Raw genomic sequence first — 23,904 nt, forward strand, 5'->3', positions numbered from 1 at the left:
GTGGTCTTCCTGCACGCACGCGGCATCACGCGCACGGTGTCGCTGCCCGATGCGGAGCCGCTGCACATCCTGCGCGGCGTCGACCTCGACGTCGAGGTCGGCGACCACGTGAGCATCATGGGCCGCTCGGGCTCGGGCAAGTCCACCCTGCTGAACATCCTCGGTCTGCTCGATGCCCCCACCTCCGGCACGCTGGAGTTCGACGGCGTGCCGCTGGACCGGATGTCGGCGGGGCGCCGCGACCGCACGCGCGGGCGCAGCGTGGGCTTCGTGTTCCAGCAGTTCAACCTGCTGCCGCGCCGCACGGCGCTCGAGAACGTCGAGATGCCGCTGCTCTACGACGGTGGCCGCGCCTTCTGGCGCCGCCGCGCCCTCGCGGCCGAGATGCTGGAGCGCGTCGGGCTCGGCGGGCGCATGGACCAGATGCCCGAGCGCCTCTCGGGCGGCGAGCAGCAGCGCGTCGCGATCGCGCGCGCCCTCGTGCGCGCGCCCCGCCTCATCCTCGCGGACGAGCCCACGGGAGCCCTCGACGTCGAGACCGGCGCCGTGATCATGACGCTGCTCGACGAGATCGCCACGCAGGCCGGCGCGGCGCTCATCACCATCACCCACGACCCGCATGTCGCCGCGCGGGCCCAGCGCGTGTACCGGCTGCAGGAGGGCGTGCTGCGGGCCGACGAGCCGACGCTCGAGACGGTGGCGGCCGCGCGCGAGGGAAGCGTGAGCGCATGAGGTGGGCGACGGGCCTCGTCTCCTCGCTGGCCGAGGCGTGGCAGGAGCTGCGCGTGCACCGCATGCGCGTGCTGCTGAGCCTCATCGTCGTGGCGATCTCGGTGGCGGCCTTCACAGCGGTGGTCGCGCTGGGCCAGATGCTGAACCAGGGCTTCCAGGAGTCGATGGAGCGCAGCTCCGGCCGCCCGGCGCTCGTCCGCCTGTCGGCGTACAACCCGGACACGGGCGCGATGCCGGAGGCGGGCGTGCTGCAGCGGGCGTTCGACGAGAGCGTGGAGCGGCACGGCATCGAGTGGTCCAGCCGCGTGGCGTGGCTCGAGGTGGTGCCGCCGGCCGACGGCTGGGCGGACGTGCGCGCGGTGGACGCGGACTTCGGGGTCATGCACCGCGTGCCGCTCGTGGAGGGCGCGTGGTTCGGCGAGCGCGACGAGGCACGGCTGGTGCCGACCGCGGTCATCAACGAGAGCTGGTGGCAGCGCCTGGGCGCCCCCGCGCTGACCGGCTCGCCGCGCGTGGACATCGAGCTGCAGACGTGGAGCGAGGACGGCATGCCGACCGCCGCGGGCTCGTTCGAGGCGATCGTCGTCGGCGTGATGCCCGATCAGAACACGGGAGGGCAGTACGCGCAGTCCGGCTACATCCTCTACGACCAGGCCGGATCGGTCCTGTCGCCCGAGGTGCTGGGCGCGAACACGTCGTATGAGGCGTGGATCCCCCCGGAGACGGCCGACGAGCTGATGGAGTCGCTGCGCGCGTCCTTCGGCCTGCACCTGGGCGAGGGCTTCCAGGTCGACGCGTACCGCATGGACTACGAGGCGCAGATGCAGGACGGGTACGACCCGTTCGGCCCCATGCTCCTCGTGCTCGGCGGCATCTCGATCCTCGTGCTCGCGCTGGGCGCGCTCAGCCTGCTCAACATCACGCTCGTGACCACGCGCTTCCGCATCCGCGAGATCGGCGTGCGCCGGTCGTTCGGCGCGACCGGCGGGCGGGTGTTCTTCTCGGTCATGCTCGAGAGCGTCGTCGGCACGGTGGTCGCGGGCGTGGTCGGCATCGTGCTGGCGATCTTCGCGCTGCGCCTGCCGGTCGTGCAGGAGAACATGTTCGCGGGGCTGCAGGATGCCGTCGCCTTCCCGATGAGCGCCGCCGTGACGGGCCTGCTCGTCTCGGCCGGGGTGGGAGCGCTCACGGGACTCGTGCCCGCGCTCATCGCGATGCGCGTGCGCCCGATCGACGCGATCCGCTTCTGAGCGGGCTCCGCAGGCGGGTCTGGTAACCTGGATCGGCTCGAAATCCGAGCACATCCCATCTCGCAGTCCCCAGCGGCAGTCCGGCGTACGCCGCGCATACGGGGGAGAGGGGTTTGTACGTCCGTCGGTCCGCGAGAGTCGCGGCCACGTGAAAGGGAGTCATGACCACCAAGTCCCAGGACCGCCGCAAGGTCCGCCTGTCGCGCGCGCTCGGCGTCGCGCTCACGCCCAAAGCCGCCCGCTACATGGAGAAGCGCCCCTACGGGCCCGGCCCCCACGGCCGCACCAAGCGCAAGGCCGACAGCGACTACGCCGTGCGCCTCAAGGAGAAGCAGCGTCTGCGCGAGCAGTACGGCATCCGCGAGAAGCAGCTGCGCATCGTCTTCAACGAGGCGCGCCGCACCGACGGCCTGACGGGTGAGAACCTCGTCGAGCTGCTCGAGATGCGCCTCGACGCGCTCGTGCTGCGCGCGGGCTTCGCCCGCACCACGGCGCAGGCCCGCCAGTTCGTCGTGCACCGCCACATCAAGGTCGACGGCCAGATCGTGGACCGCCCGTCGTTCCGCGTGAAGCCGGGCCAGACGATCCACGTCAAGGAGCGCTCGGAGGGCACCGAGCCCTTCCAGGTCGCCGCCGCCGGTGGCCACGCCGAGGTCCTGCCCCCGGTTCCGGGCTACCTCGAGGTGGAGCTCGACAAGCTCCAGGCCAAGCTCGTGCGTCGCCCCAAGCGTGCCGAGGTGCCCGTCACGTGTGACGTGCAGCTCGTCGTCGAGTACTACGCGGCGCGCTAAAGCGCGCTGTCATCGAAGGGCGCCGGAGAGATCCGGCGCCCTTCGTGTCTATACGATGGACGACAACGATCACGTGAGGACGGGTGACATGAAGAACGTGGTGTGGTTCCTGCTCGGCATCATCGGCGGATTCGTCGCCGCGCACCTCATGAACAAGGACCCGCGCGGGCACGAGCTGCTCGGCGAGATCGACGCGCGCGTCACGGAGTTCACCGACCGCCTGACCGACGCGTACCGCGCGCAGGAGGCGCGACTGGGCGCCGACGCCGCCGAGTAATCCTCCCCTCGAGACGGACGCCGCAGCCCGAGCGGCGATCCCCGCACGCACCAGCAAGGACGAAGCACACCCCCATGAAGACCGCGGACATCGCGAAGCGCTACCTCGACTACTTCGAGAAGAACGGCCACACCATCGTCCCGTCCGCATCGCTCGTGAGCGACGACCCGTCGATCATGTTCACGATCGCCGGCATGGTGCCGTTCATCCCCTACCTCACGGGGGTCGTGCCCGCGCCGTACCCGTCCGCCGCCGACCTGCAGAAGGTCATCAGGACGAACGACATCGAGGAGGTCGGCAAGACCGCCCGCCACGGCACGTTCTTCCAGATGATGGGCAACTGGTCGTTCGGCGACTACTTCAAGGAGGGCGCGATCGCGTACGCCTGGGAGCTGCTGACGACCAGCGAGGCCGACGGCGGCCTCGGCTTCGACGAGAAGGACCTGTGGGTCACCGTCTACGAGGACGACGACGAGGCCGAGCAGCTGTGGCAGAAGGTCGCGGGGCTGCCGAAGAGCCGCATCCAGCGGCTGGGCCGCGAGGACAACTACTGGACGACGGGCCAGCCGGGACCGGCGGGGCCCTGCTCCGAGATCTACTTCGACCGCGGCCCGAAGTACGGCGCCGACGGCGGTCCCGCCGTCGACGACAACCGGTTCCTCGAGATCTGGAACCTCGTCTTCATGCAGTACGCCATCGACAACGTCCGCTCGAAGACCGAGTTCGACATCGTCGGCGAGCTGCCGCAGAAGAACATCGACACGGGCATGGGCCTCGAGCGCGTCGGGTTCCTCAAGCAGGGCGTCGAGAACATGTACGAGACCGACCAGGTGCGGCCGGTGCTCGACCGCGCGAGCGAGCTGAGCGGGCGCCGCTACGGCGCCGACGCCGCCGACGACGTGCGCTTCCGAGTGATCGCCGACCACGTGCGCTCGTCGCTCATGCTGCTCTCCGACGGCGTGACGCCGTCGAACGAGGGCCGCGGCTACATCCTGCGTCGCCTCATGCGCCGCGCCGTGCGCTCCATGCGCCTGCTGGGCGTGGAGGAGGCCACCTTCCCCGAGCTGTTCGCCGCGTCGCGCGACGCCATGAAGGCCGGCTACCCCGAGCTCGAGACCGAGTGGGATCGCCTGTCGGCCTACGCGTTCGCCGAGGAGGAGACGTTCCTGCGCACGCTGTCGAGCGGATCGACGATCCTCGACACCGCCGTCACGAAGGCGAAGCAGGCCGGCACGCCGGCCCTCGCGGGCGACCAGGCCTTCCTGCTGCACGACACCTACGGCTTCCCGATCGACCTGACGATGGAGATCGCGGAGGAGGCCGGCCTCGGCGTCGACCGCGCCGCCTTCGACGCGCTCATGCAGGAGCAGAAGCGCCGCGCAAAGGACGACGCCAAGGCGCGCAAGCGCGCGATCGCCGACGTGAGCGTGTACCGCGAGTTCCGGGCGCAGGGCGAGACCGTCTTCACCGGCTACACCGACCTCGAGACCGAGTCGAGCGTGCTGGGCGTCATCGTGAACGGCGCGCCCGTGCCGCGCGCCACGCAGGGCGAGATCGCCGAGGTCATCCTCGCCGAGACGGCGCTGTACGCCGAGTCGGGCGGCCAGGTGGCCGACAAGGGCACCATCGTCGGCCCCGGCTTCGAGCTCGAGGTGCTCGACGTGCAGCGCCCCGTGGCGGGTCTCATCAGCCACACGGTCGAGGTCACGCGCGGCGAGGTGGGCGTGGGAGCCGCGGCCACGACCGTCGTCGACGCCGTCAACCGGCGCGCCGCACAGCAGGCGCACTCGGCCACGCACCTCGTGCACGCCGCGCTGCGCGACACGCTCGGCAAGGGCGCGACGCAGGCCGGATCGCTCAACCGCGCCGGCTACCTGCGCTTCGACTTCTCGTGGGGTCAGGCGCTCTCGGACGCCACGAAGAGCGAGGTCGAGGAGATCGCCAACAACGCCGTGCGCGACAACCTCGAGGTCACCACGCGCGTCATGTCGCTGGACGAGGCGAAGGCCGCGGGCGCCATGGCGCTGTTCGGCGAGAAGTACGGCGAGACGGTGCGCATGGTCGACATCGGCGGCCCCTGGTCGCGCGAGCTCTGCGGCGGCACGCACGTGGGCTCGAGCGCCGAGATCGGCCTCATCTCGCTCATCGGCGAGTCGTCGGTCGGTGCGTCCAACCGCCGCGTGGAGGCGCTCGTCGGGCTCGACGCGTTCCGCGAGCTCACGCGCGAGCGGGCGCTCGTGGCCGAGCTGACGAACGCGCTGAAGACCCCGAAGGACCAGCTCGCCACGCGCGTGGCGGAGCTGTCGGCGAGCCTCAAGGCGGCCGAGAAGCGGATCGCCCAGTACGAGGCGCAGGCGCTGCAGCAGCGAGTGCCCGAGCTCGTCGCCGGGGCGAAGCGCGCCGGGCGCGTGACGCTCGTGGCGCAGGACCTCGGTGCGGTCGGATCGGCGGACGACGTGCGCTCGCTCGTCACGCAGGTGCGCGAGCGCCTGGGCTCGGAGCCGGCCATCGTGGCGCTGGCCGGCACGGCGAACGGCCGCCCCGTGGTCGTCGTCGCGACGAACGACGCCGCCCGCGGCGCGGGCGCGAAGGCCGGGGCGCTCGTGCGCACCGCGTCGACGACGCTCGGCGGGGGCGGCGGCGGCAAGGACGAGCTCGCCCAGGGTGGCGGGCAGGACGCCGCGGCGATCCCGGCAGCCCTCGACGCCGTGCGCGCCGCGGTGGAGGCGCTGTAGGCGTGGCGGAGTTCCGTCGCGGGGTGCGGCTCGGCATCGACGTGGGCCGCGCCCGCGTCGGCGTGGCGCGCTGCGACGCCGACGGCATGCTCGCCGTCCCCGTCGAGACGGTGCCCCGCTCGGAGGCCTCGATCGCGCGGATCCTCGAGCTCGCGCGCGAGCACGATCCCCTCGAGTACGTCGTGGGCCTGCCGCTGAACCTGCGGGGCGAGGACACGCCGTCGACCGCCGACGCCCGCGCCTTCGCGGCCGAGCTCGCCGCCCGCGACGAGCGCCCCGTGCGCCTGGTGGACGAGCGCCTCAGCACGGTGACGGCCCACGCGGCACTGCGCCAGTCCGGGCGAAGCCAGAAGGGTTCTCGTAGCATGGTGGATCAGGTCGCCGCCGTGGTGCTGCTGCAGCATGCCGTCGACAGCGAGAAGCGCACCGGGTTACCCGCCGGTGAGCCGGTCCCGTCGATCCAGGAGTAGATCCGCATGCCCGAGACCCCCGAATCGGACGCGCCGCGCCCCCTGTCGCGTCGCGCGCTCCGAGAGGCACGCCGCGCCGGGACGGGGGCCATGGGCGTGCCGGCCGACGCCGAGACGACGGAGGACGCCGCGGGGCGCACGGCGTCGGCGCGCCCGGAGGAACACACCGCCGCCGCGGACGCGCAGACCGGCGCCGCGGCGGAGGCGCACCCCGCCGCGGCACGAAGCGCGCCGCGGCCGGCCGAGGACGGGGACGGCGCGCGGCCGACCGACGTGGACGCCGACACGGAGGCGCACGACGCCCGTCCGGCGTCGCGCACCAAGCTGGCCGAGGCCGCGAGCGGCGACACGCACGAGCAGGCGGGCGCGGACGGCTCGCTCGACGACCTCTTCGGCGACCCGGAGCCGCCCAGGCGCCGCCGCCGCGGGCTCGGCTGCCTCATCGCGTTCCTCATCGTCGCGGTCATCCTCGGCGGCATCGCCGCCGGTGGCTGGTGGGTGTGGAACCAGTACGGCGACCGGATCGCGGAGCAGCTCGGGCTCGACGGCCCCGACGACTACGAGCCGGGGGAGGCGACGGGCGAGGTCCTCTTCACGATCGAGGAGGGCGACACGGGATCGTCCATCTCGCCGAAGCTGCACGAGGCGGGCGTCACGCTGAAGGCGGGCTCCTTCTACGACTACCTGATCCGGGAGAGCCAGTCGCCCACGTTCTACCCTGGCACCTATCGGCTGCAGGAGCGGATGACATCCGAGGCGGTGCTGGCGGCGCTCGAGGACCCCGAGAGCAAGCTCGCGGACACCGCCCAGCTGCGTGAGGGCCTCACGGTCGAGGCGACCCTGCCGATCCTCGCCGACGGGCTCGAGATGCCGATCGAGGAGCTCCAGGCCGCCGTCGCGGATCCCCGTGCGTACGGCGTCGAGGCCGACAGCCTCGAGGGCTGGCTCTTCCCGGCGACCTACACGTTCGGCCCCGACGTCACGGCGCAGGACGTGATCCGCACGCTCGTCGACCGCACCGTCCAGTCGCTCGACGCGGCCGGCGTCCCGGAGCAGGATCGACAGCGCATCCTCACGATCGCGTCGATCATCGAGCGCGAGGGGCGCTTCGAGGAGGACTACTACCGCGTCTCGCGCGTCATCCAGAACCGCCTGGATCCGAGCAACCAGGAGACGGGCGGCAAGCTCGAGATGGACTCCACGGCGCAGTACGGCGTCGGCGAGATCCACGCCGGCGAGGTGTGGAGCTCGGAGGAGGCGCTCACCGACGACAACCCGTGGAACACCTATGTCCACCCGGGTCTGCCGATCGGCCCCATCGCGAACCCCGGCGACCTCGCGATCGACGCGGCGATGCACCCGGCGGACGGCCCCTGGCTCTACTTCACCGCCGTCAACCTCGATCCCGGCGAGTCGACGTTCAGCGTGACGCTCGCCGAGCACGAGGAGGGCGTCGCGCAGCTGCGGCAGTGGTGCGCCGAGAACCCCGACTACGGATGCTGACCGGCACGCGCCTCGAGGTCTGGGGCGACCCGATCGCGCACAGCCGCTCGCCGCAGCTGCACCTCGCGGCGTACCGCGCGCTGGGTCTGGACTGGAGCTTCGAGCGGCGACGGGTCGATGCGGCCTCGTTCGACGCGCAGCTCGCGTCGCTCGACGCGTCGTTCCGCGGGCTCGCCGTGACGATGCCCGGCAAGGAGCGCGCCTTCGCGGCCACCGCCCGTCGCGACCGGCGCGCCGAGCTCACGGGCGCCGTGAACACGCTGCTGCTCGGCGACGGCGGGCCGCGCGGCTGGAACACCGACGTCGGCGGCATCGTCCGCGCCCTCGACGAGGCCGGCCTCGGCGCGGCGCGCGCCGTGCGGATCCTCGGCGCCGGGGCCACGGGCGCGTCGGCCCTCGTCGCCGTCGCGGAGCGGGGCGCGGAGCGGGCGACGATCGTCGCCCGTCGGCCCGAGCGCGCCGCGGCGCTCGTCGCGCTGGGGGAGCGGCTCGGCCTCTCGGTCGCGGCGACGTCGTTCGGCGAGGTCTCGGGCTCGGCCGAGCTCACGATCTCGACGCTGCCCGGCGGCGCCTCCCTCCCGGCCGCGCAGCTCGACCGGATCGCCGGCTCGGGCGGTGCGCTGTTCGACGTGGCGTACAGCCCGTGGCCGTCGCCGCTCGCGACGCGCTGGGAGGCGCGCGCCGTCTCCGGCCTCGGCATGCTCCTGCACCAGGCCGTGCTGCAGGTGCGCGTGTTCACCTCGGGCGACGTGGACGAGCCCCTGCCGCGCGAGGACGCGGTCGTCGAGGCGATGCGCGCCGCCATGGGAGACTAGGGAGCATGCTCCGCGTGCTCACGGCCGGCGAATCGCACGGCCCCGAACTCATCGCCGTCATGGAGGGAATGCCCGCCGGCGTCCCGATCCTGGCCGAGCAGATCCAGGCCGATCTGCAGCGCCGCAAGCTGGGCTACGGCCGCGGCTCGCGCATGAAGTTCGAGCAGGACGAGCTGACGATCTCGGGCGGCGTGCGCCACGGCCTCACGCTCGGCAGCCCGATCGCGCTGCGGATCGGCAACACCGAGTGGCCCAAGTGGACCGAGGTGATGAGCCCCGCGCCGGTGGAGCTCACGGAGAAGTCGCGCGGCCGCGGCGCCGCGCTCACGCGGCCCCGCCCGGGGCACGCGGATCTCGTGGGCATGCAGAAGTACGGCTTCGACGAGGCGCGCCCCGTGCTGGAGCGCGCCAGCGCCCGCGAGACGGCCGCCCGCGTCGCCCTCGGCGCGGTTGCCCGCGCGTTCCTGGGGGAGCTCGGCATCCGGCTCGTGAGCCACACCCTCTCGATCGGGCCGGTGCGCGTGCCCGAGGGGTCGCCGCTGCCCGTGCCGGACGACGTCGACCGTCTCGATGCCGATCCGCTGCGCTGCTTCGACGCCGCCACGAGCGCGGCGATGGTCGCCGAGGTCGACGACGCGCGCAAGGCCGGCGACACCCTCGGCGGGATCGTCGAGGTGCTCGCGTACGGCCTGCCGCCCGGGCTCGGATCGCACGTGCACTGGGACCGCCGCCTCGACGGCCGCCTCGCGCAGGCGCTCATGAGCATCCAGGCGATCAAGGGCGTGGAGGTGGGCGACGGATTCCTCACGACAACGCGCCGCGGCTCGCGGGCGCACGACGAGCTCATCGCCGGCGGCGACGCCATCGGGCGCGCCTCGGGACGAGCCGGCGGCACCGAGGGCGGCATGTCGACGGGCACGCCGCTGCGCGTGCGGGCCGGGATGAAGCCGATCGCGACCGTGCCGCGCGCGCTGCGCACGGTCGACGTCGCCTCCGGCGAGGAGGCCTCCGCGCATCACCAGCGCTCCGATGTGTGCGCCGTGCCCGCCGCCGGCGTCGTCGCCGAGGCCATGGTCGCCCTCGTGCTGGCCGAGGCGGTGCTCGAGAAGTTCGGGGGAGACTCCGTGGCCGAGACGCGCCGCAACCTCGACGCGTACGTCGCCGCCATCCCCGCAAACCTCCGGACGAGCGAGGACGACGCCCTGGGGCACGACGATCCCCTGGTCGACGAGGGCACCGCGGGCGATGGGCTCTCCTGAGCCGCGGGCCGTGCCCGTCGTCGTGCTCGTCGGTCCGATGGGAGCCGGCAAGTCGAGCGTGGGCCGGCGCGTGGCGAAGGCCCTCGGCCTCGGCTTCACCGACACCGACTCGGTGATCGTGCAGGAGCACGGGCCGATCACGCAGATCTTCGAGCGCCGCGGCGAGAGCGCGTTCCGCGCGATCGAGCACGACACGGTGCTGCGCGCGCTGGGCGCCGGCGGGATCGTCGCGCTGGGCGGGGGAGCGCCGCTGCACCCCGGCACGCGCGAGGCGCTGACGGGGCTCCCCGTCGTGCTGCTCGACGTGGCCGATGACGCCGTGGCGGGGCGGATCCGCGGGCAGAAGCGCCCGCTGCTGAACGGGGAGGACCGCGATCCGGTCGCGGAGTGGACCCGCATCCGCGACGAGCGCCGGCCGGTGTACGACGCCGTCGCGACGGTGCGCCTGGACACCTCCGGGCGGCCGATGCAGGCGGTGGTCGACGAGATCGTCGCATGGGCGCGCGCCGAGGGGATCGTCCCCGGCGCCCGGGAGGAGTGAGATGACCGACATCACCACGATCGCCGTGAGTGGCACGCCGGGGTACGAGATCACGATCGGGCACGGGGTGCGCGACCGGCTCGGCGCGGCGCTGCCGCCCGCCGCGCGCAAGGTGCTCGTGATCCACGCGCCCACGCTGCAGCGCGAGGCCGAGGCGCTGCGCGAGAGCCTGCTGGGCGAGCGGGAGGTGCTGCTGGCCGAGATCCCCGACGCCGAGAGCGGCAAGCGGATCGAGGTCGCGGCGTTCTGCTGGCAGATCATGGGGCAGGCCGACTTCACGCGCTCCGACGCCGTGATCGGCCTCGGCGGCGGCGCGGTCACCGACGTCGCGGGCTTCGTCGCCGCGACCTGGCTGCGCGGCGTCGCGGTCGTGCAGGTGCCGACGACGGTGCTGGGCATGGTCGACGCGGCCGTGGGCGGGAAGACGGGCGTCAACACGGCCGAGGGCAAGAACCTCGTCGGCGCGTTCTGGGCCCCGCACGCCGTGCTCTGCGACCTCGAGCTGCTCGCCACCCTGCCCCGCAACGAGGTCGTCGCCGGCTTCGCCGAGGTCGTCAAGGCCGGCTTCATCCGCTACCCCGAGATCCTCGAGATCGTCGAGGCCGATCCCGAGCGCGCCGTCGACGTGGCGAGCGCCGAGTTCCGGCGGTGCATCGAGCTGGCCATCCGCATGAAGGCCGACGTCGTGGGCGAGGACTTCCGCGAGGCCGGCCTGCGCGAGATCCTGAACTACGGCCACACGCTCGGGCACGCGATCGAGCACGCCGAGCGCTACCAGTGGCGGCACGGCGCCGCGATCTCGATCGGCATGATGTTCGCCGCCGAGGTGTCGCGCCTGGCCGGGCGGCTCTCGGACGAGGCGGTCGACCGGCACCGCGCGATCCTCACGTCGCTCGGGCTGCCCACGACCTACCGGATGGGCGCCTGGGCGCAGCTGCTGGCCACCATGAAGCGCGACAAGAAGACCCGCGGCGACATGCTGCGCTTCATCGTGCTGGACGACATCGCGAAGCCGACCGTGCTGCAGGCGCCCGACGAGTCCCTGCTGTTCGCGGCGTACCAGGAGATCGGCGAGGAGCAGCAGCCGGGCATCCGGAAGGCGACCACCGTCCGCCTGTAGGCGTCCGTCGGGCCGCCCTCAGCAAGCGGCGCCGGCGACCCGATAGAATCGTCCGTCGGGCCGCCGCGCCCCCGCAGCTTCACATCACACGAAACGGAACTCATTCCATGGCATCCACCGCAGACATCAAGAACGGCGTCGTGCTGTCCATCGACGGGCAGCTCTGGAGCGTCATCGAGTTCCAGCACGTCAAGCCCGGCAAGGGCGGCGCCTTCGTGCGCACCAAGCTGAAGAACGTCGTCAGCGGCAAGGTCGTCGACAAGACCTTCAACGCGGGCGCCAAGGTCGACATCCAGAACGTCGACCGCAGCGACTACCAGTACCTGTACACCGACGGCGAGTCGTTCGTCTTCATGGACGTGAAGGACTACGACCAGATCAACGTCCCCGCCACCGTCGTCGGCGACGCCTCGCGGTTCCTCCTCGAGAACATGAACGTCACCATCGCGATGCACGACGGCACGCCGCTGTACATCGACATGCCGCCGTCGGTCGTGCTCGAGATCACGTACACCGAGCCCGGCCTGCAGGGCGACCGCTCGAACGCCGGCACGAAGCCCGCGACGGTCGAGACCGGCGCCGAGATCCAGGTCCCGCTCTTCGTGGACGCCGGCACCAAGGTCAAGGTCGACACCCGCACGGGCGACTACCTCGGCCGCGTGAACGACTGAGTTGTCGGCACGCACCAAGGCGCGCAAGCGCGCCCTCGACATCCTCTTCGCCGCGGACGTGCGCGGCGACGCGATCCCCGTCGCCCTGGCCGCCGAGGCCAAGCGCGCCGCGAGCGAGCCGGCTCGGCAGGCGTCGTGGCTGTACGCCCGCGAGATCGTGGACGGGGTGATCGACCACCGCGACGAGATCGACGAGCAGATCGCCACGCACAGCCGCGACTGGAAGCTCGAGCGCATGCCGGCGGTCGACCGCGCCCTGCTGCGGATCGCGGCGTGGGAGATCCTCTACAACGACGAGGTCCCGACGGCCGTCGCGATCGACGAGGCCGTGGAGCTCGCGAAGGAGCTGTCGACGGACGACTCGCCCGCCTTCGTGCACGGCGTGCTCGCGCGCATCGCGCGTTCTTGATCTCGTCTCGCACACTGCGGGGCCGCAAGCGACCAGGCGGACCCCGCTAGACTCGACAGAACGTGCACCTTTAACACCGTCCCGTGAGGCGGAGAAGGGAGCGGCGGATGAGTACGCGTGCCGTGCTTGCAGAAGCCGATATCAGCCGGGCTCTCACCCGGATCGCCCATGAGATCCTCGAGGCGGATCGCGGCCCCGACGATCTCGTCCTGCTGGGCATCCCCACCCGCGGCGTGTTCCTGGCCCGACGGCTCGCCGCGCTCATCGAGCGCTTCGGAGGTGCGCCCGTCCCGACCGGCGCCCTCGACGTGACGATGTACCGCGACGACCTGGCGCACCAGCCGACGCGCGCCCCGCGCCCCACCGAGATCCCCGACGGCGGGATCGACGGCCGCGTCGTCGTGCTCGTCGACGACGTGCTCTTCTCGGGCCGCAGCATCGGCGCGGCGCTCGACGCGCTCAAGGACATCGGCCGGCCCGCCGCCGTGCGCCTCGCGATCCTCGTGGACCGGGGTCACCGCGAGCTGCCGATCCGGCCCGACTTCGTCGGCAAGAACCTGCCATCGGCACGCGCCGAGCGGGTGAACGTGCGCCTGGCGGAGATCGACGGCGCCGACGAGGTCACGATCGAGGAGGCACGATGAGGCACCTGCTCGACACCCAGACACTCGCGCGCGACGAGGCGATCCGGATCCTCGACGTGGCCGAGGACATGGCCGCCACCCAGGGGCGCGAGGTCAAGAAGCTGCCGACCCTGCGCGGCCGCACCGTCGTGAACCTCTTCTTCGAGGACTCCACGCGCACGCGCATCTCGTTCGAGGCGGCCGCGAAGCGGCTCTCGGCCGACGTCATCAACTTCGCCGCGAAGGGCTCGAGCGTCTCGAAGGGCGAGAGCCTGCAGGACACGGCGCAGACGCTGCAGGCGATGGGCGCCGACGCCGTCGTGATCCGCCACGGGGCGTCCGGCGCGCCGCACACCCTCGCGACGAGCGGCTGGATCACCGCGGGCGTCGTCAACGCCGGCGACGGCACGCACGAGCACCCCACGCAGGCCCTGCTCGACGCGTTCACGCTGCGCCGCCGCGTCCACGGCGCCGCCAGCCGCGGTCGCGACCTCGAGGGCGTGCGCGTCGCGATCGTCGGCGACATCCTGCACTCGCGCGTCGCGCGATCCAACGTCTGGCTGCTCACGACGCTCGGCGCGCACGTCACGCTCGTCGCGCCGCCCACGCTGCTGCCGCAGGACCTGTCGGCCTGGCCGGCGACCGTGCGGTACGACCTCGACGAGGCGATCGCCGAGGGGCCGGACTCGGTCATGCTGCTCCGGATCCAGCTGGAGCGCATGAACGCGGCCTATTTCCCGTCTGAACGGGAGTATTCGCGCAGGTGGGGGCTCGACCCCGTGCGCCTGGCACAGCTGCCGGCGGATACGATTGTGATGCACCCGGGTCCCATGAACCGGGGCATGGAGATCAGCGCAGCCGCTGCCGACTCGCCGCGCTCGACCGTGCTCGAGCAGGTGGCGAACGGCGTCTCGGTGCGCATGGCGGTGCTCTACCTGCTGCTGACGGGCGAGCGGACGACGGAGGAGGAGCGATGAGCGAGGTGCTCCTCATCACCGGAGCGGCGATCGAGGGCGGCGCACGCGCCGACCTGATCATCGAGGACGGCCGGATCGCGGAGGTCGGCACGGGTCTGTCGCGCGCCGGGGCGACGGTCATCGATGCGGAGGGGCTCGTGGCGCTGCCCGGCCTCGCCGACCTGCACACGCACCTGCGCGAGCCGGGCGCCGAGGCGAGCGAGACCGTGCTCACGGGCACGCGCGCCGCCGCCGCGGGCGGCTTCACCGCCGTCTTCGCCATGCCCAACACGAGCCCCGTGGCCGACACGGCGGGCGTCGTCGAGCAGGTGCTCGCCCTCGGCGAGGCCGCCGGCTACGCGACCGTGCAGCCCATCGGCGCCGTCACGGTCGGGCAGAAGGGCGAGCGGCTCGCCGAGCTCGGCGCGATGGCCTCGTCCCGCGCCCGCGTGCGCGTGTTCAGCGACGACGGCTTCTGCGTGTGGGACCCGCTCATCATGCGCCGCGCGCTCGAGTACGTGAAGGCGTTCGGCGGCGTCGTCGCGCAGCACGCGCAGGACCCGCGCCTCACGGAGGGCGCCCAGATGAACGAGGGCGTCGTGTCGGCCGAGCTCGGGCTCGCCGGCTGGCCCGCCGTCGCCGAGGAGTCGATCATCGCCCGCGACGTGCTGCTGGCCGAGCACGTCGGCTCGCGGCTGCACGTGTGCCACCTGTCGACCGCGGGCTCCGTCGACATCATCCGCTGGGCCAAGAGGCGTGGCATCGCCGTCACCGCCGAGGTCACGCCCCACCACCTGCTGCTCACCGACGAGCTCGTGCGCGGCTACGACGCCCGGTACAAGGTCAACCCGCCGCTGCGCCGCGAGGAGGACGTGCAGGCGGTCCGCGAGGGCCTCGCCGACGGCACGATCGACATCGTCGCCACCGACCACGCGCCGCACCCGCACGAGGCGAAGGCCTGCGAGTGGCAGGCGGCGGCCCATGGCATGGTGGGGCTGGAGAGCGCGCTGCGCGTGGTCGACGAGACGATGGTGCGCACCGGGCTGCTCGACTGGGACGGCGTCGCGCGCGTGCTGTCGAAGGCGCCCGCGCGCATCGGCGGCCTCGAGGGCCACGGCACCGACCTGGTCGCCGGGGCGCCCGCCGAGCTGACGCTGTACGACCCGTCCGCCGGCGGCGCGTTCACCGAGGCCGACCTGCGCGGCCGCAGCGTGAACTCGCCCTACCTCGGCCGCGAGTTGCCCGGCCGCGTCGTGTGGACGATCCACCGCGGCGCGCCGACGCTCGCCGACGGAGAGCTCGTGGAGGTGGCCCGCTGATGGACGACGTCATGGCGTACGTGCCGGGGCTCGCGCTCCTCGCGGCCCTCATCGCCCTCGCGCTGTTCGGCATGTGGCGCAGCTGGCGACGACGATCCCGCGCCGCGGCCGCCCTGGGCGTGCCGTTCGGCCCGGCCTCCGGCACCGAGGTCGCCGCCTTCGGCGGCCTGTACGTGGCCACCACGGCGCACGACGAGCCGCTGCAGCGCCTGGCGCTGCCGCACCTCGGCTTCCGTGCGAAGGTCACCGCCACCGTCACCACCGAGGGGCTCGCGCTCGACATGCCCGGCGCCCCGACGGTCTTCCTCGCGGCCTCCCGCCTCGTCGGCGCCGGCCGCGCCACCTGGACGATCGACCGCGTCGTGGAGCGCGACGGCCTCGTGCTGATCGCGTGGACCACCGACGACGGCACGGTCGTCGACAGCTATCTCCGCCTGCAGTCCTCCGACCCCGACGCGCTCGTCGCGGCGATCGAGGACCTGCGCACCACCACGACAGGAGCATCCCTGTGACCGCCAACACCGCCATCCGCTCGCTGCTCGACCGCGAGCCGGCCGTGCTCGTCCTCGAGGACGGGTCCCGCTTCCCCGGCACCGCGTACGGCGCGCGCGGCACCACCGTGGGCGAGGTCGTCTTCACCACCGGCATGACGGGGTACCAGGAGACCCTGACCGACCCGTCCTACGCCGGCCAGATCGTCCTCCAGACCGCCCCGCACATCGGCAACACCGGCGTGAACACCGAGGACCCCGAGTCGCGTCGCGTCTGGGTCGCCGGCTACATCGTGCGCGACCCGTCCCGCGTCGTGTCGAGCTGGCGCGCCGAGGAGTCGCTCGACGACGCCCTCACGCGCGACGGGATCGTCGGCATCGCCGGCATCGACACCCGAGCCGTGACCCGCCACATCCGCTCCGACGGATCCATGCGCGGCGCGATCTTCTCGGGCGAGGCCGCGGCGCTCGACCCGCAGGAGCAGCTGCGGATCGTCTCGGAGGCGCCGCAGATGAGCGGCCAGAACCTGTCGGCCGAGGTGTCGGTGGACGCCGCGACGGTGACACCCGCGGTGGGGGAGAAGATCGGCAACCTCGCCGTCATCGACCTCGGCATCAAGCAGGCCACGGTCGAGAACCTCGCGCGCCGCGGGTTCGAGGTGCACGTGCTGCCGCAGTCCGTGACGTTCGCCGAGCTCAAGGCGATCGATCCCGTCGCCGTCTTCTACTCGAACGGGCCGGGCGATCCCGCCGCCTCCGATGCGCACGTCGCGCTGCTGCAGGACGCGCTGCGCGACGGGCTGCCGTTCTTCGGCATCTGCTTCGGCAACCAGCTGCTCGGGCGCGCCCTGGGCCTGGGCACCTACAAGCTGCCGTACGGGCACCGCGGCATCAACCAGCCCGTGCTCGACCGCACCACGGGCAAGGTCGAGATCACCGCGCACAACCACGGCTTCGCGGTGGACGCGCCCCTCGACGGGCCCTTCGACAGCCCGGCCGGCTTCGGCCGCGTCGAGGTGAGCCACGTCGACCTCAACGACGACGTCGTGGAGGGCCTGCGCGCTCTCGACATCCCGGCCTTCTCGGTGCAGTACCACCCCGAGGCGGCCGGCGGCCCGCACGACGCCAACTACCTCTTCGACCGTTTCCAGGCCATGGTGGTCGACCACCTCGGCAAGAAGGACGCCAATGCCTAAGCGCGACGACATCCACTCCGTCCTCGTCATCGGATCGGGCCCGATCGTCATCGGCCAGGCCTGCGAGTTCGACTACTCGGGCACCCAGGCGTGCCGCGTGCTGCGCGAGGAGGGCGTGCGCGTCATCCTCGTGAACTCCAACCCGGCCACGATCATGACCGACCCGGACTTCGCGGACGCGACCTACGTCGAGCCGATCACCCCGGAGGTCATCGAGACGATCATCGCCAAGGAGCGCCCCGACGCGATCCTGCCGACCCTCGGCGGCCAGACGGCGCTCAACGCCGCCATGGCGCTGCACGAGCGCGGCATCCTCGAGAAGTACGACGTCGAGCTGATCGGCGCGAAGGTCGAGGCCATCCGCAAGGGCGAGGACCGCCAGGTCTTCAAGCAGCTCGTGCTCGACGCGGGCGCCGACGTGGCCCGCAGCGCCATCGCGCACACGATGGACGAGGTGCTCGCGGCGGCCGACGAGCTGGGCTACCCGCTCGTCGTGCGGCCCTCGTTCACGATGGGCGGGCTCGGCTCGGGCTTCGCGCACGACGAGGAGGAGCTGCGCCGCATGGCCGGACAGGGCCTGCGCGAGTCGACCACGACCGAGGTGCTCCTGGAGGAGTCGATCCTCGGCTGGAAGGAGTACGAGCTCGAGCTCATGCGCGACACGGCCGACAACACGGTCGTCGTCTGCTCGATCGAGAACGTCGACCCGGTCGGCGTGCACACGGGCGACTCGATCACGGTCGCCCCGGCGCTGACGCTGACCGACCGCGAGTACCAGAAGCTGCGCGACATCGGCATCGACATCATCCGCGCCGTGGGCGTGGACACCGGCGGCTGCAACATCCAGTTCGCCGTGAACCCCGAGAACGGGCGGATCATCGTCATCGAGATGAACCCGCGCGTCTCGCGCTCGTCGGCGCTCGCGTCGAAGGCGACGGGCTTCCCCATCGCCAAGCTGGCGGCCAAGCTCGCGCTCGGCTACCGCCTCGACGAGGTGCCCAACGACATCACGAAGGTCACGCCGGCGTCGTTCGAGCCGACCCTCGACTACGTCGTCGTCAAGGTGCCGCGCTTCGCGTTCGAGAAGTTCCCGGCCGCCGACCCCACGCTCACGACGGCCATGAAGTCGGTCGGCGAGGCCATGGCCATCGGCCGCAACTACGCCACGGCGCTGCAGAAGGCCCTGCGCTCGGTCGAGAAGCGCGGCTCGTCGTTCCACTGGGGCGAGCAGACGCGCTCGGTCGACGAGCTGCTCGAGTCGATCCGCACGCCCACCGACGGCCGCATCGTCGACGTGCAGCAGGCGCTGCGCCTCGGCGCGACGGTGGAGCAGGTGTTCGAGTCCACGAAGATCGACCCCTGGTTCCTCGACCAGATCGTGCTGATCAACGAGGTCGCGAGCCTCGTCGCGGAGGCGCCCGAGCTCGACGAGCGCGTGCTGCGCCTGGCGAAGGAGCACGGCTTCTCGGACGCCCAGATCGCGCAGCTGCGCGGCGTCGGCGAGGCCGAGGTGCGCGGCGTCCGCCACGGCCTCGGGCTGCGCCCGGTGTTCAAGACGGTCGACACGTGCGCCGGCGAGTTCCCTGCCCTCACGCCGTACCACTACTCGTCGTACGACCTCGAGACCGAGGTCACGCCGTCCGATCGGCGCAAGGTCGTCATCATCGGCTCGGGCCCCAACCGCATCGGCCAGGGTGTCGAGTTCGACTACTCGTGCGTGCAGGCGTCGTTCGCGCTCGGCGCCGCGGGCTTCGAGACCGTGATGATCAACTGCAACCCCGAGACGGTCTCGACCGACTACGACACGTCCGACCGCCTCTACTTCGAGCCGCTCACGCTCGAGGACGTGCTCGAGGTGCTGCACGCCGAGGCGGCCTCGGGCGAGATCTACGGCGTCATCTGCCAGCTCGGCGGCCAGACCCCGCTCGGCCTGGCCAAGGGCATCGAGGAGGCCGGCTACCGCATCCTCGGCACGAGCCCCGCGGCCATCGACCTGGCCGAGGACCGCAAGCTGTTCGGCGAGATCCTGGAGCGCGGCGGCCTCATGGCGCCCCGCAACGGCACGGCCACCGACGAGGCCGAGGCCGTGCGCATCGCCGAGGAGATCGGCTACCCCGTGCTCGTGCGCCCGTCGTTCGTGCTCGGCGGCCGCGGCATGGAGATCGTCTACGACACGGCGAACCTGCGCGACTACTTCGCGCGGATCGCGGAGCACGCGATCATCGGACCGGACGCGCCGCTGCTCGTGGACCGCTTCCTCGACGACGCGGTGGAGATCGACGTCGACGCGCTGTTCGACGGCGACGACCTCTACGTGGGCGGCGTGATGGAGCACCTCGAGGAGGCCGGCATCCACTCCGGCGACTCGAGCTGCGCGCTGCCGCCGATGTCGCTCGGCAAGGGCGAGATCGACCGCGTGCGCGAGGCGACCCGCGCCATCGCCGAGGGCGTGGGCGTGCGCGGGCTGCTCAACGTGCAGTTCGCGATCAGCGCCGGCGTGCTCTACGTCATCGAGGCCAACCCGCGCGCCAGCCGCACGGTGCCGTTCGTGTCGAAGGCGCTCGGCCTGCCGATGGCGCAGGCGGCCAGCCGCATCATGGCCGGCGCGACGATCGCGCAGCTGAAGGCCGAGGGCCTGCTGCCGGCACGGGACGGGTCGGTCGTGCCCGCCGATTCGCCGGTCTCCGTCAAGGAGGCCGTGCTGCCGTTCAAGCGCTTCCGGACGAAGGACGGCAAGGTCGTCGACTCCGTGCTCGGCCCCGAGATGCGCTCCACGGGCGAGGCGATGGGCATCGACCGGAACTTCCCGATCGCGTTCGCCAAGAGCCAGTCGGCGGCCTACGGCGGCGTGCCGTCCGAGGGATCCGTGTTCATCTCGGTGGCCGACGACGACAAGCGCGACGTCATCCTGCCGGCGCACCGCCTGCACCAGCTGGGCTTCCGCCTGTACGCGACCGAGGGCACGGCCGAGATCCTCGTGCGCAACGGCATCCCCGCCGAGGTGGTCGCGAAGTACAGCGAGACGCAGGACTCGGGTCAGAAGAACGTCGTCGACCTCATCAACGAGGGCGCCATCGACATCGTGGTGAACACGCCGAGCGGCATGTCGGCACGCGCCGACGGCTACGAGATCCGCGCCGCCGCCGTGGCGGCCGACAAGGCGCTGTTCACGACGATCGTCACCCTCGGCGCCGCGGTGAGCGCGATGGACGCCACGCGCGCGGGCTACGAGGTGAAGAGCCTGCAGGAGTACGCCGCCGACCGCGCGGCCCGGGTGGGCGCCTGATGGTGCAGTCCTTCGGCGCCCGCGTGCGCGAGACGATCGCGTCGCGCGGACGCCTGTGCGTGGGGATCGACCCGCACGCGGGCCTGCTGGGCGAGTGGGGGCTGGACGACTCGGCCGAGGGCGTGCGCGACTTCGGCTTGCGTGTGGTCGAGGCCGCCGCCGGCCGCACCGGCGTCGTCAAGCCGCAGGTGTCGTTCTTCGAGCGGCACGGGTCGGCCGGCCTCGCCGCCCTCGAGCAGGTGATCGCGGCCGCGCGCGCGGCGGGGCTGATCGTCATCGCCGACGCCAAGCGGGGCGACATCGGCTCCACCATGGACGCCTACGCCGAGGCGTGGCTGCGGCCGGGCGCCGCGCTCGAGGCCGACGCGCTGACGGCGAGCCCGTACCTGGGTGTCGGCGCGCTGACGGGCACGTTCGACCTCGCCTACCGCGAGGGCAAGGGCGTGTTCGTTCTCGCCGCCACGAGCAACCCGGAGGCGCGCGCGCTGCAGTCCGCCGCCGTGGACGGCGGCACGGTCGCGGCGCGCGTGGTCGCGGAGGTCGCCGCGCGCAACGCGGCATCCGTGAGCGGCGACGAGTGGGGCTCGCTCGGCCTCGTCGTCGGCGCGACGGTGGACTGGGCCGAGGTCGGACTGGAGCCGTTCGCCCCGCCCTCGCCGATCCTCGCGCCCGGGTTCGGCCACCAGGGCGCCGTGCCGAGTGATCTGGCCGCCCGATTCGGGGCGATGGCCCCGTGCGTGCTGGCCGCGGAGAGCCGGTCGATCCTGTCGGCGGGGCCCGCGGGCGTCGCCGACGCGGTCCGCGGCGCGGCCGCCGCGTACCGGACAGCGCTACCGGACAGGGGAGCAGACACATGACCGACGCACGCCGTCCCCCCGAGGTCGACCGCGCCGCCGCCTCGCGCAAGGCGGTCGCCGCGCGGCGCGCCCGCGCGAGCCTGAAGCGCGACATCGCCATGCGCGTGGTCACGCCCCAGGAGGTGCTGCGCCGCGCCGTGGCCGATCCCGCCTCGCCCGCCGGCACCCTGCGCGTCACGGAGTTCCTGACCGCCCTTCCCGCCATCGGCGAGGGCAAGCGCGACCGCATCCTGGCCGAGCTGCGCATCTCGCCCGTGAAGCGACTCGGGGGCCTCGGGCCGCGCCAGCGCACCGACCTCGCCGCGTGGCTCGACCGCCGCATGCCCGAGCCGCGCCCCCGGCCCGGTCGCAGTCGGCTCATCGTGCTCGCGGGCCCGACGGCGGTGGGCAAGGGCACGGTGTCGACGTACATCCGCGACCACTATCCCGAGGTGCGCCTCTCCGTGAGCGCCACGACGCGCAAGCCCCGGCCGGGGGAGGTGCACGGCGAGCACTACTACTTCGTCGACGACGCGGAGTTCGACCGGATGATCGCCGACGGCGAGCTGCTCGAGTACGCCACCGTGCACAACGCCTACCGCTACGGCACGCCGCGCGGACCGGTGCAGCAGGCGCTGGAGGCCGGCCACACCGTGCTGCTCGAGATCGATCTGCAGGGCGCGCGCCAGGTGAGGGCGACCGATCCGAGCGCGACGCTCGTGTTCCTGCTGCCGCCGAGCTGGGACGAGCTGGTGCACCGGCTCGTGGGCCGCGGCACCGAGGACGCGGAGGAGCGGGCGCGCCGCCTGCGCACCGCGAAGGTCGAGCTGGCGGCGCAGCGCGAGTTCGACTTCTTCGTCGTCAACGACGTCGTCGCCGACGCCGCGCGCCAGGTCGTAGAATTGACGGATGGACCCGCGCGCCCCGGCGCCGGGGGACAGGCTTTCGATCCGCTCGGATCGCGAATTCAGGAGGACGCGCATGGCCGCTGAGAACAAGGGCATCATCGACCCGCCCATCGACGAGCTGCTCGATCGAGTCGACTCGAAGTACCAGCTCGTGATCTACGGCGCCAAGCGCGCCCGTCAGATCAACGACTACTACACCGATCTGCACGAGGGGAACCTGTTCGACAACGTCGGCCCGCTCGTCGACTCGGAGATCCAGGACAAGCCGCTCACGATCGCGCTGCGCGAGATCCACGAGGACAAGCTGCGCCTTCGTCCTGTGGAGTGATCCCATCGGAGTCGGTGGTCGCTGTCATCATGGACGGCGACCACCGTTCCTGTTTCTGAGCCGCGCCCCCGACCGGGCGCGATCCCGCCGCATTCCCCTCGGAGCATCATGACCCTGCGCCTGTTCACCTCGGAGTCCGTCACCGAGGGCCACCCCGACAAGATCTGCGATCAGATCTCCGACAGCGTGCTCGACGCGCTGCTGGCGCAGGATCCGCGGGCGCGCGTCGCCGTCGAGACGCTCGTGACGACGGGCCTCGTCCACGTCGCCGGTGAGATCCGCACCGAGGGATACGCCGACATCTCGTCGATCGTCCGCGACGTCATCCGCGGCATCGGCTACACCTCGAGCGAGATGGGCTTCGACGCCGACTCGTGCGGCGTCACGGTGTCGGTGGGCGAGCAGTCGCGCGAGATCGGCGACGGCGTGACCTCGTCGGAGGAGCAGCGCGGTGGCCTGTCGGGCGACGAGCTCGACCGCCAGGGAGCCGGCGACCAGGGCATCATGTTCGGCTACGCCACGAACGAGACGCCCGAGTACATGCCGATGGCGATCTGGGCCGCGCACCGCATGTCGGAGCGGCTCACGAAGGTGCGCAAGTCGGGGGAGCTCGCCTTCCTGCGCCCGGACGGCAAGACGCAGGTGACGCTCGGCTACGACGGGCAGACGCCGAAGACGGTCGAGACGGTGGTCCTGTCGACGCAGCACCACCCGGACATCTCGCAGGCCGACCTCGCCGACGCCGTCGAGCGCGTCGTGATCCGGCCCGTGCTCGAGGAGACCGGCCTCGACGCCTCGGGTGTGCAGCTGCACATCAACCCCTCCGGCAGCTTCGTGCTCGGCGGCCCGAAGGCCGATGCGGGCCTGACGGGGCGCAAGATCATCATCGACACCTACGGCGGCGCGGCGCGGCACGGCGGCGGCGCGTTCAGCGGCAAGGACCCCTCGAAGGTCGACCGCTCGGCGGCCTACGCCATGCGCTGGGTGGCGAAGAACGCCGTCGCGGCGGGGCTCGCCGAGCGCCTCGAGGTGCAGGTGGCGTACGCCATCGGCAAGGCGAACCCCGTGGGCCTCTACGTGGAGTCGTTCGGCACGGGCGCGGTGTCGGATGAGGCCATCATCTCGGCGATCCGCGAGGTGTTCGACCTGCGCCCCGCGGCCATCATCCGCGACCTCGACCTGCTGCGGCCCATCTACGCGCAGACGGCGGCCTACGGCCACTTCGGGCGCGAGCTGCCCGAGTTCACGTGGGAGCGCGTCGACCGCGTCGACGAGCTGCGCCGGGCCGCCGGGCTCTGAGGGCGTGACCGCGCCGCCCGACCAGGAGCCGGTCACCGACCGGGGCGCCGATGGCGCGCGGCCGGACGCGGATGGCGGCCGCGCCGCGC

23 protein-coding genes are annotated in these 23,904 nt (G+C 72.4%); all 23 read left to right on the top strand.

All coding sequences use genetic code 11. The annotated features are described in order from the left end of the window. The 23 genes from ACYVJ0_RS01240 (at window position 1) to metK (ending at window position 23,815) form a co-directional block, all read left to right on the top strand. Entirely contained in the window at window positions 1-732 is a 732-nt protein-coding gene (locus tag ACYVJ0_RS01240; protein ID WP_460815468.1) for an ABC transporter ATP-binding protein, read from the top strand. Then, the gene (locus ACYVJ0_RS01245; protein WP_460815470.1) at window positions 729-1,982 is read left to right on the top strand and encodes an ABC transporter permease; all 1,254 of its coding nucleotides are present in this window, start codon (window positions 729-731) and stop codon (window positions 1,980-1,982) included. Before ACYVJ0_RS01240 ends, ACYVJ0_RS01245 begins: the two co-directional genes overlap by 4 nt. A 161-nt stretch (window positions 1,983-2,143) precedes the next feature. Further along, window positions 2,144-2,773 (top strand): 30S ribosomal protein S4, encoded by a 630-nt coding sequence (gene rpsD, locus ACYVJ0_RS01250; RefSeq protein ID WP_449853181.1) that lies wholly within the window; start codon window positions 2,144-2,146, stop codon window positions 2,771-2,773. 88 nt (window positions 2,774-2,861) lie between these two features. After that, complete coding sequence (locus tag ACYVJ0_RS01255; protein ID WP_449853180.1) at window positions 2,862-3,050, top strand: hypothetical protein; 189 nt, start codon at window positions 2,862-2,864, stop codon at window positions 3,048-3,050. Window positions 3,051-3,124: 74 nt separating this feature from the next. Then, window positions 3,125-5,785 (top strand): alanine--tRNA ligase, encoded by a 2,661-nt coding sequence (gene alaS, locus ACYVJ0_RS01260; protein WP_460815473.1) that lies wholly within the window; start codon window positions 3,125-3,127, stop codon window positions 5,783-5,785. Between the two features lie 2 nt (window positions 5,786-5,787). Then, a complete protein-coding gene (gene ruvX / locus ACYVJ0_RS01265) occupies window positions 5,788-6,255 on the top strand; it encodes a Holliday junction resolvase RuvX (RefSeq protein ID WP_460815475.1) in 468 nt (155 codons plus the stop codon). A gap of 6 nt (window positions 6,256-6,261) precedes the next feature. Next, on the top strand, window positions 6,262-7,758 hold the full coding sequence (gene mltG, locus ACYVJ0_RS01270; RefSeq protein WP_460815477.1) for an endolytic transglycosylase MltG: 1,497 nt from the start codon (window positions 6,262-6,264) through the stop codon (window positions 7,756-7,758). Next, complete coding sequence (locus ACYVJ0_RS01275) at window positions 7,752-8,573, top strand: shikimate dehydrogenase family protein (RefSeq protein ID WP_460815479.1); 822 nt, start codon at window positions 7,752-7,754, stop codon at window positions 8,571-8,573. The genes mltG and ACYVJ0_RS01275 overlap by 7 nt, the downstream gene beginning before the upstream one ends. A gap of 5 nt (window positions 8,574-8,578) precedes the next feature. Next, window positions 8,579-9,832 carry a chorismate synthase gene (gene aroC, locus ACYVJ0_RS01280; RefSeq protein WP_460815481.1) on the top strand — a complete coding sequence of 418 codons (1,254 nt, stop codon included), beginning with the start codon at window positions 8,579-8,581 and terminating at the stop codon, window positions 9,830-9,832. Between the two features lie 10 nt (window positions 9,833-9,842). Further along, window positions 9,843-10,373, top strand: coding sequence for a shikimate kinase (locus ACYVJ0_RS01285; protein WP_460815483.1), 531 nt, complete (start codon window positions 9,843-9,845; stop codon window positions 10,371-10,373). A 1-nt stretch (window position 10,374) separates the two neighbouring features. Next, window positions 10,375-11,493 (top strand): 3-dehydroquinate synthase, encoded by a 1,119-nt coding sequence (aroB, locus tag ACYVJ0_RS01290; protein ID WP_460815485.1) that lies wholly within the window; start codon window positions 10,375-10,377, stop codon window positions 11,491-11,493. 107 nt (window positions 11,494-11,600) lie between these two features. Beyond that, the gene (gene efp, locus ACYVJ0_RS01295; protein WP_449853172.1) at window positions 11,601-12,164 is read left to right on the top strand and encodes an elongation factor P; all 564 of its coding nucleotides are present in this window, start codon (window positions 11,601-11,603) and stop codon (window positions 12,162-12,164) included. A gap of 1 nt (window position 12,165) precedes the next feature. Further along, on the top strand, window positions 12,166-12,573 hold the full coding sequence (gene nusB, locus ACYVJ0_RS01300) for a transcription antitermination factor NusB (RefSeq protein ID WP_449853171.1): 408 nt from the start codon (window positions 12,166-12,168) through the stop codon (window positions 12,571-12,573). A gap of 107 nt (window positions 12,574-12,680) precedes the next feature. Continuing rightward, the gene (gene pyrR, locus ACYVJ0_RS01305; protein ID WP_460815488.1) at window positions 12,681-13,217 is read left to right on the top strand and encodes a bifunctional pyr operon transcriptional regulator/uracil phosphoribosyltransferase PyrR; all 537 of its coding nucleotides are present in this window, start codon (window positions 12,681-12,683) and stop codon (window positions 13,215-13,217) included. Beyond that, complete coding sequence (locus ACYVJ0_RS01310; protein WP_449853169.1) at window positions 13,214-14,173, top strand: aspartate carbamoyltransferase catalytic subunit; 960 nt, start codon at window positions 13,214-13,216, stop codon at window positions 14,171-14,173. Before pyrR ends, ACYVJ0_RS01310 begins: the two co-directional genes overlap by 4 nt. Continuing rightward, window positions 14,170-15,471: a dihydroorotase gene (locus tag ACYVJ0_RS01315; protein WP_460815490.1), complete on the top strand. Its 1,302-nt coding sequence runs from the start codon at window positions 14,170-14,172 to the stop codon at window positions 15,469-15,471. Before ACYVJ0_RS01310 ends, ACYVJ0_RS01315 begins: the two co-directional genes overlap by 4 nt. Then, a complete protein-coding gene (locus tag ACYVJ0_RS01320; protein ID WP_449853167.1) occupies window positions 15,471-15,983 on the top strand; it encodes a PH-like domain-containing protein in 513 nt (170 codons plus the stop codon). Before ACYVJ0_RS01315 ends, ACYVJ0_RS01320 begins: the two co-directional genes overlap by 1 nt. A 14-nt stretch (window positions 15,984-15,997) precedes the next feature. Beyond that, entirely contained in the window at window positions 15,998-17,158 is a 1,161-nt protein-coding gene (carA, locus tag ACYVJ0_RS01325) for a glutamine-hydrolyzing carbamoyl-phosphate synthase small subunit (protein WP_460815624.1), read from the top strand. Next, window positions 17,151-20,444, top strand: coding sequence for a carbamoyl-phosphate synthase large subunit (gene carB, locus ACYVJ0_RS01330; protein ID WP_449853166.1), 3,294 nt, complete (start codon window positions 17,151-17,153; stop codon window positions 20,442-20,444). The genes carA and carB overlap by 8 nt, the downstream gene beginning before the upstream one ends. Next, window positions 20,444-21,301 carry an orotidine-5'-phosphate decarboxylase gene (gene pyrF / locus ACYVJ0_RS01335; protein ID WP_460815492.1) on the top strand — a complete coding sequence of 286 codons (858 nt, stop codon included), beginning with the start codon at window positions 20,444-20,446 and terminating at the stop codon, window positions 21,299-21,301. The genes carB and pyrF overlap by 1 nt, the downstream gene beginning before the upstream one ends. Beyond that, the gene (gmk, locus tag ACYVJ0_RS01340) at window positions 21,298-22,272 is read left to right on the top strand and encodes a guanylate kinase (RefSeq protein ID WP_449853164.1); all 975 of its coding nucleotides are present in this window, start codon (window positions 21,298-21,300) and stop codon (window positions 22,270-22,272) included. Before pyrF ends, gmk begins: the two co-directional genes overlap by 4 nt. Further along, the gene (rpoZ, locus tag ACYVJ0_RS01345; protein ID WP_449853163.1) at window positions 22,262-22,516 is read left to right on the top strand and encodes a DNA-directed RNA polymerase subunit omega; all 255 of its coding nucleotides are present in this window, start codon (window positions 22,262-22,264) and stop codon (window positions 22,514-22,516) included. The genes gmk and rpoZ overlap by 11 nt, the downstream gene beginning before the upstream one ends. Before the next feature lie 105 nt (window positions 22,517-22,621). After that, complete coding sequence (gene metK, locus ACYVJ0_RS01350) at window positions 22,622-23,815, top strand: methionine adenosyltransferase (RefSeq protein WP_449853300.1); 1,194 nt, start codon at window positions 22,622-22,624, stop codon at window positions 23,813-23,815. Window positions 23,816-23,904 lie beyond the last annotated feature (89 nt).

The sequence above is a fragment of the Microbacterium petrolearium genome, assembly GCF_054782875.1.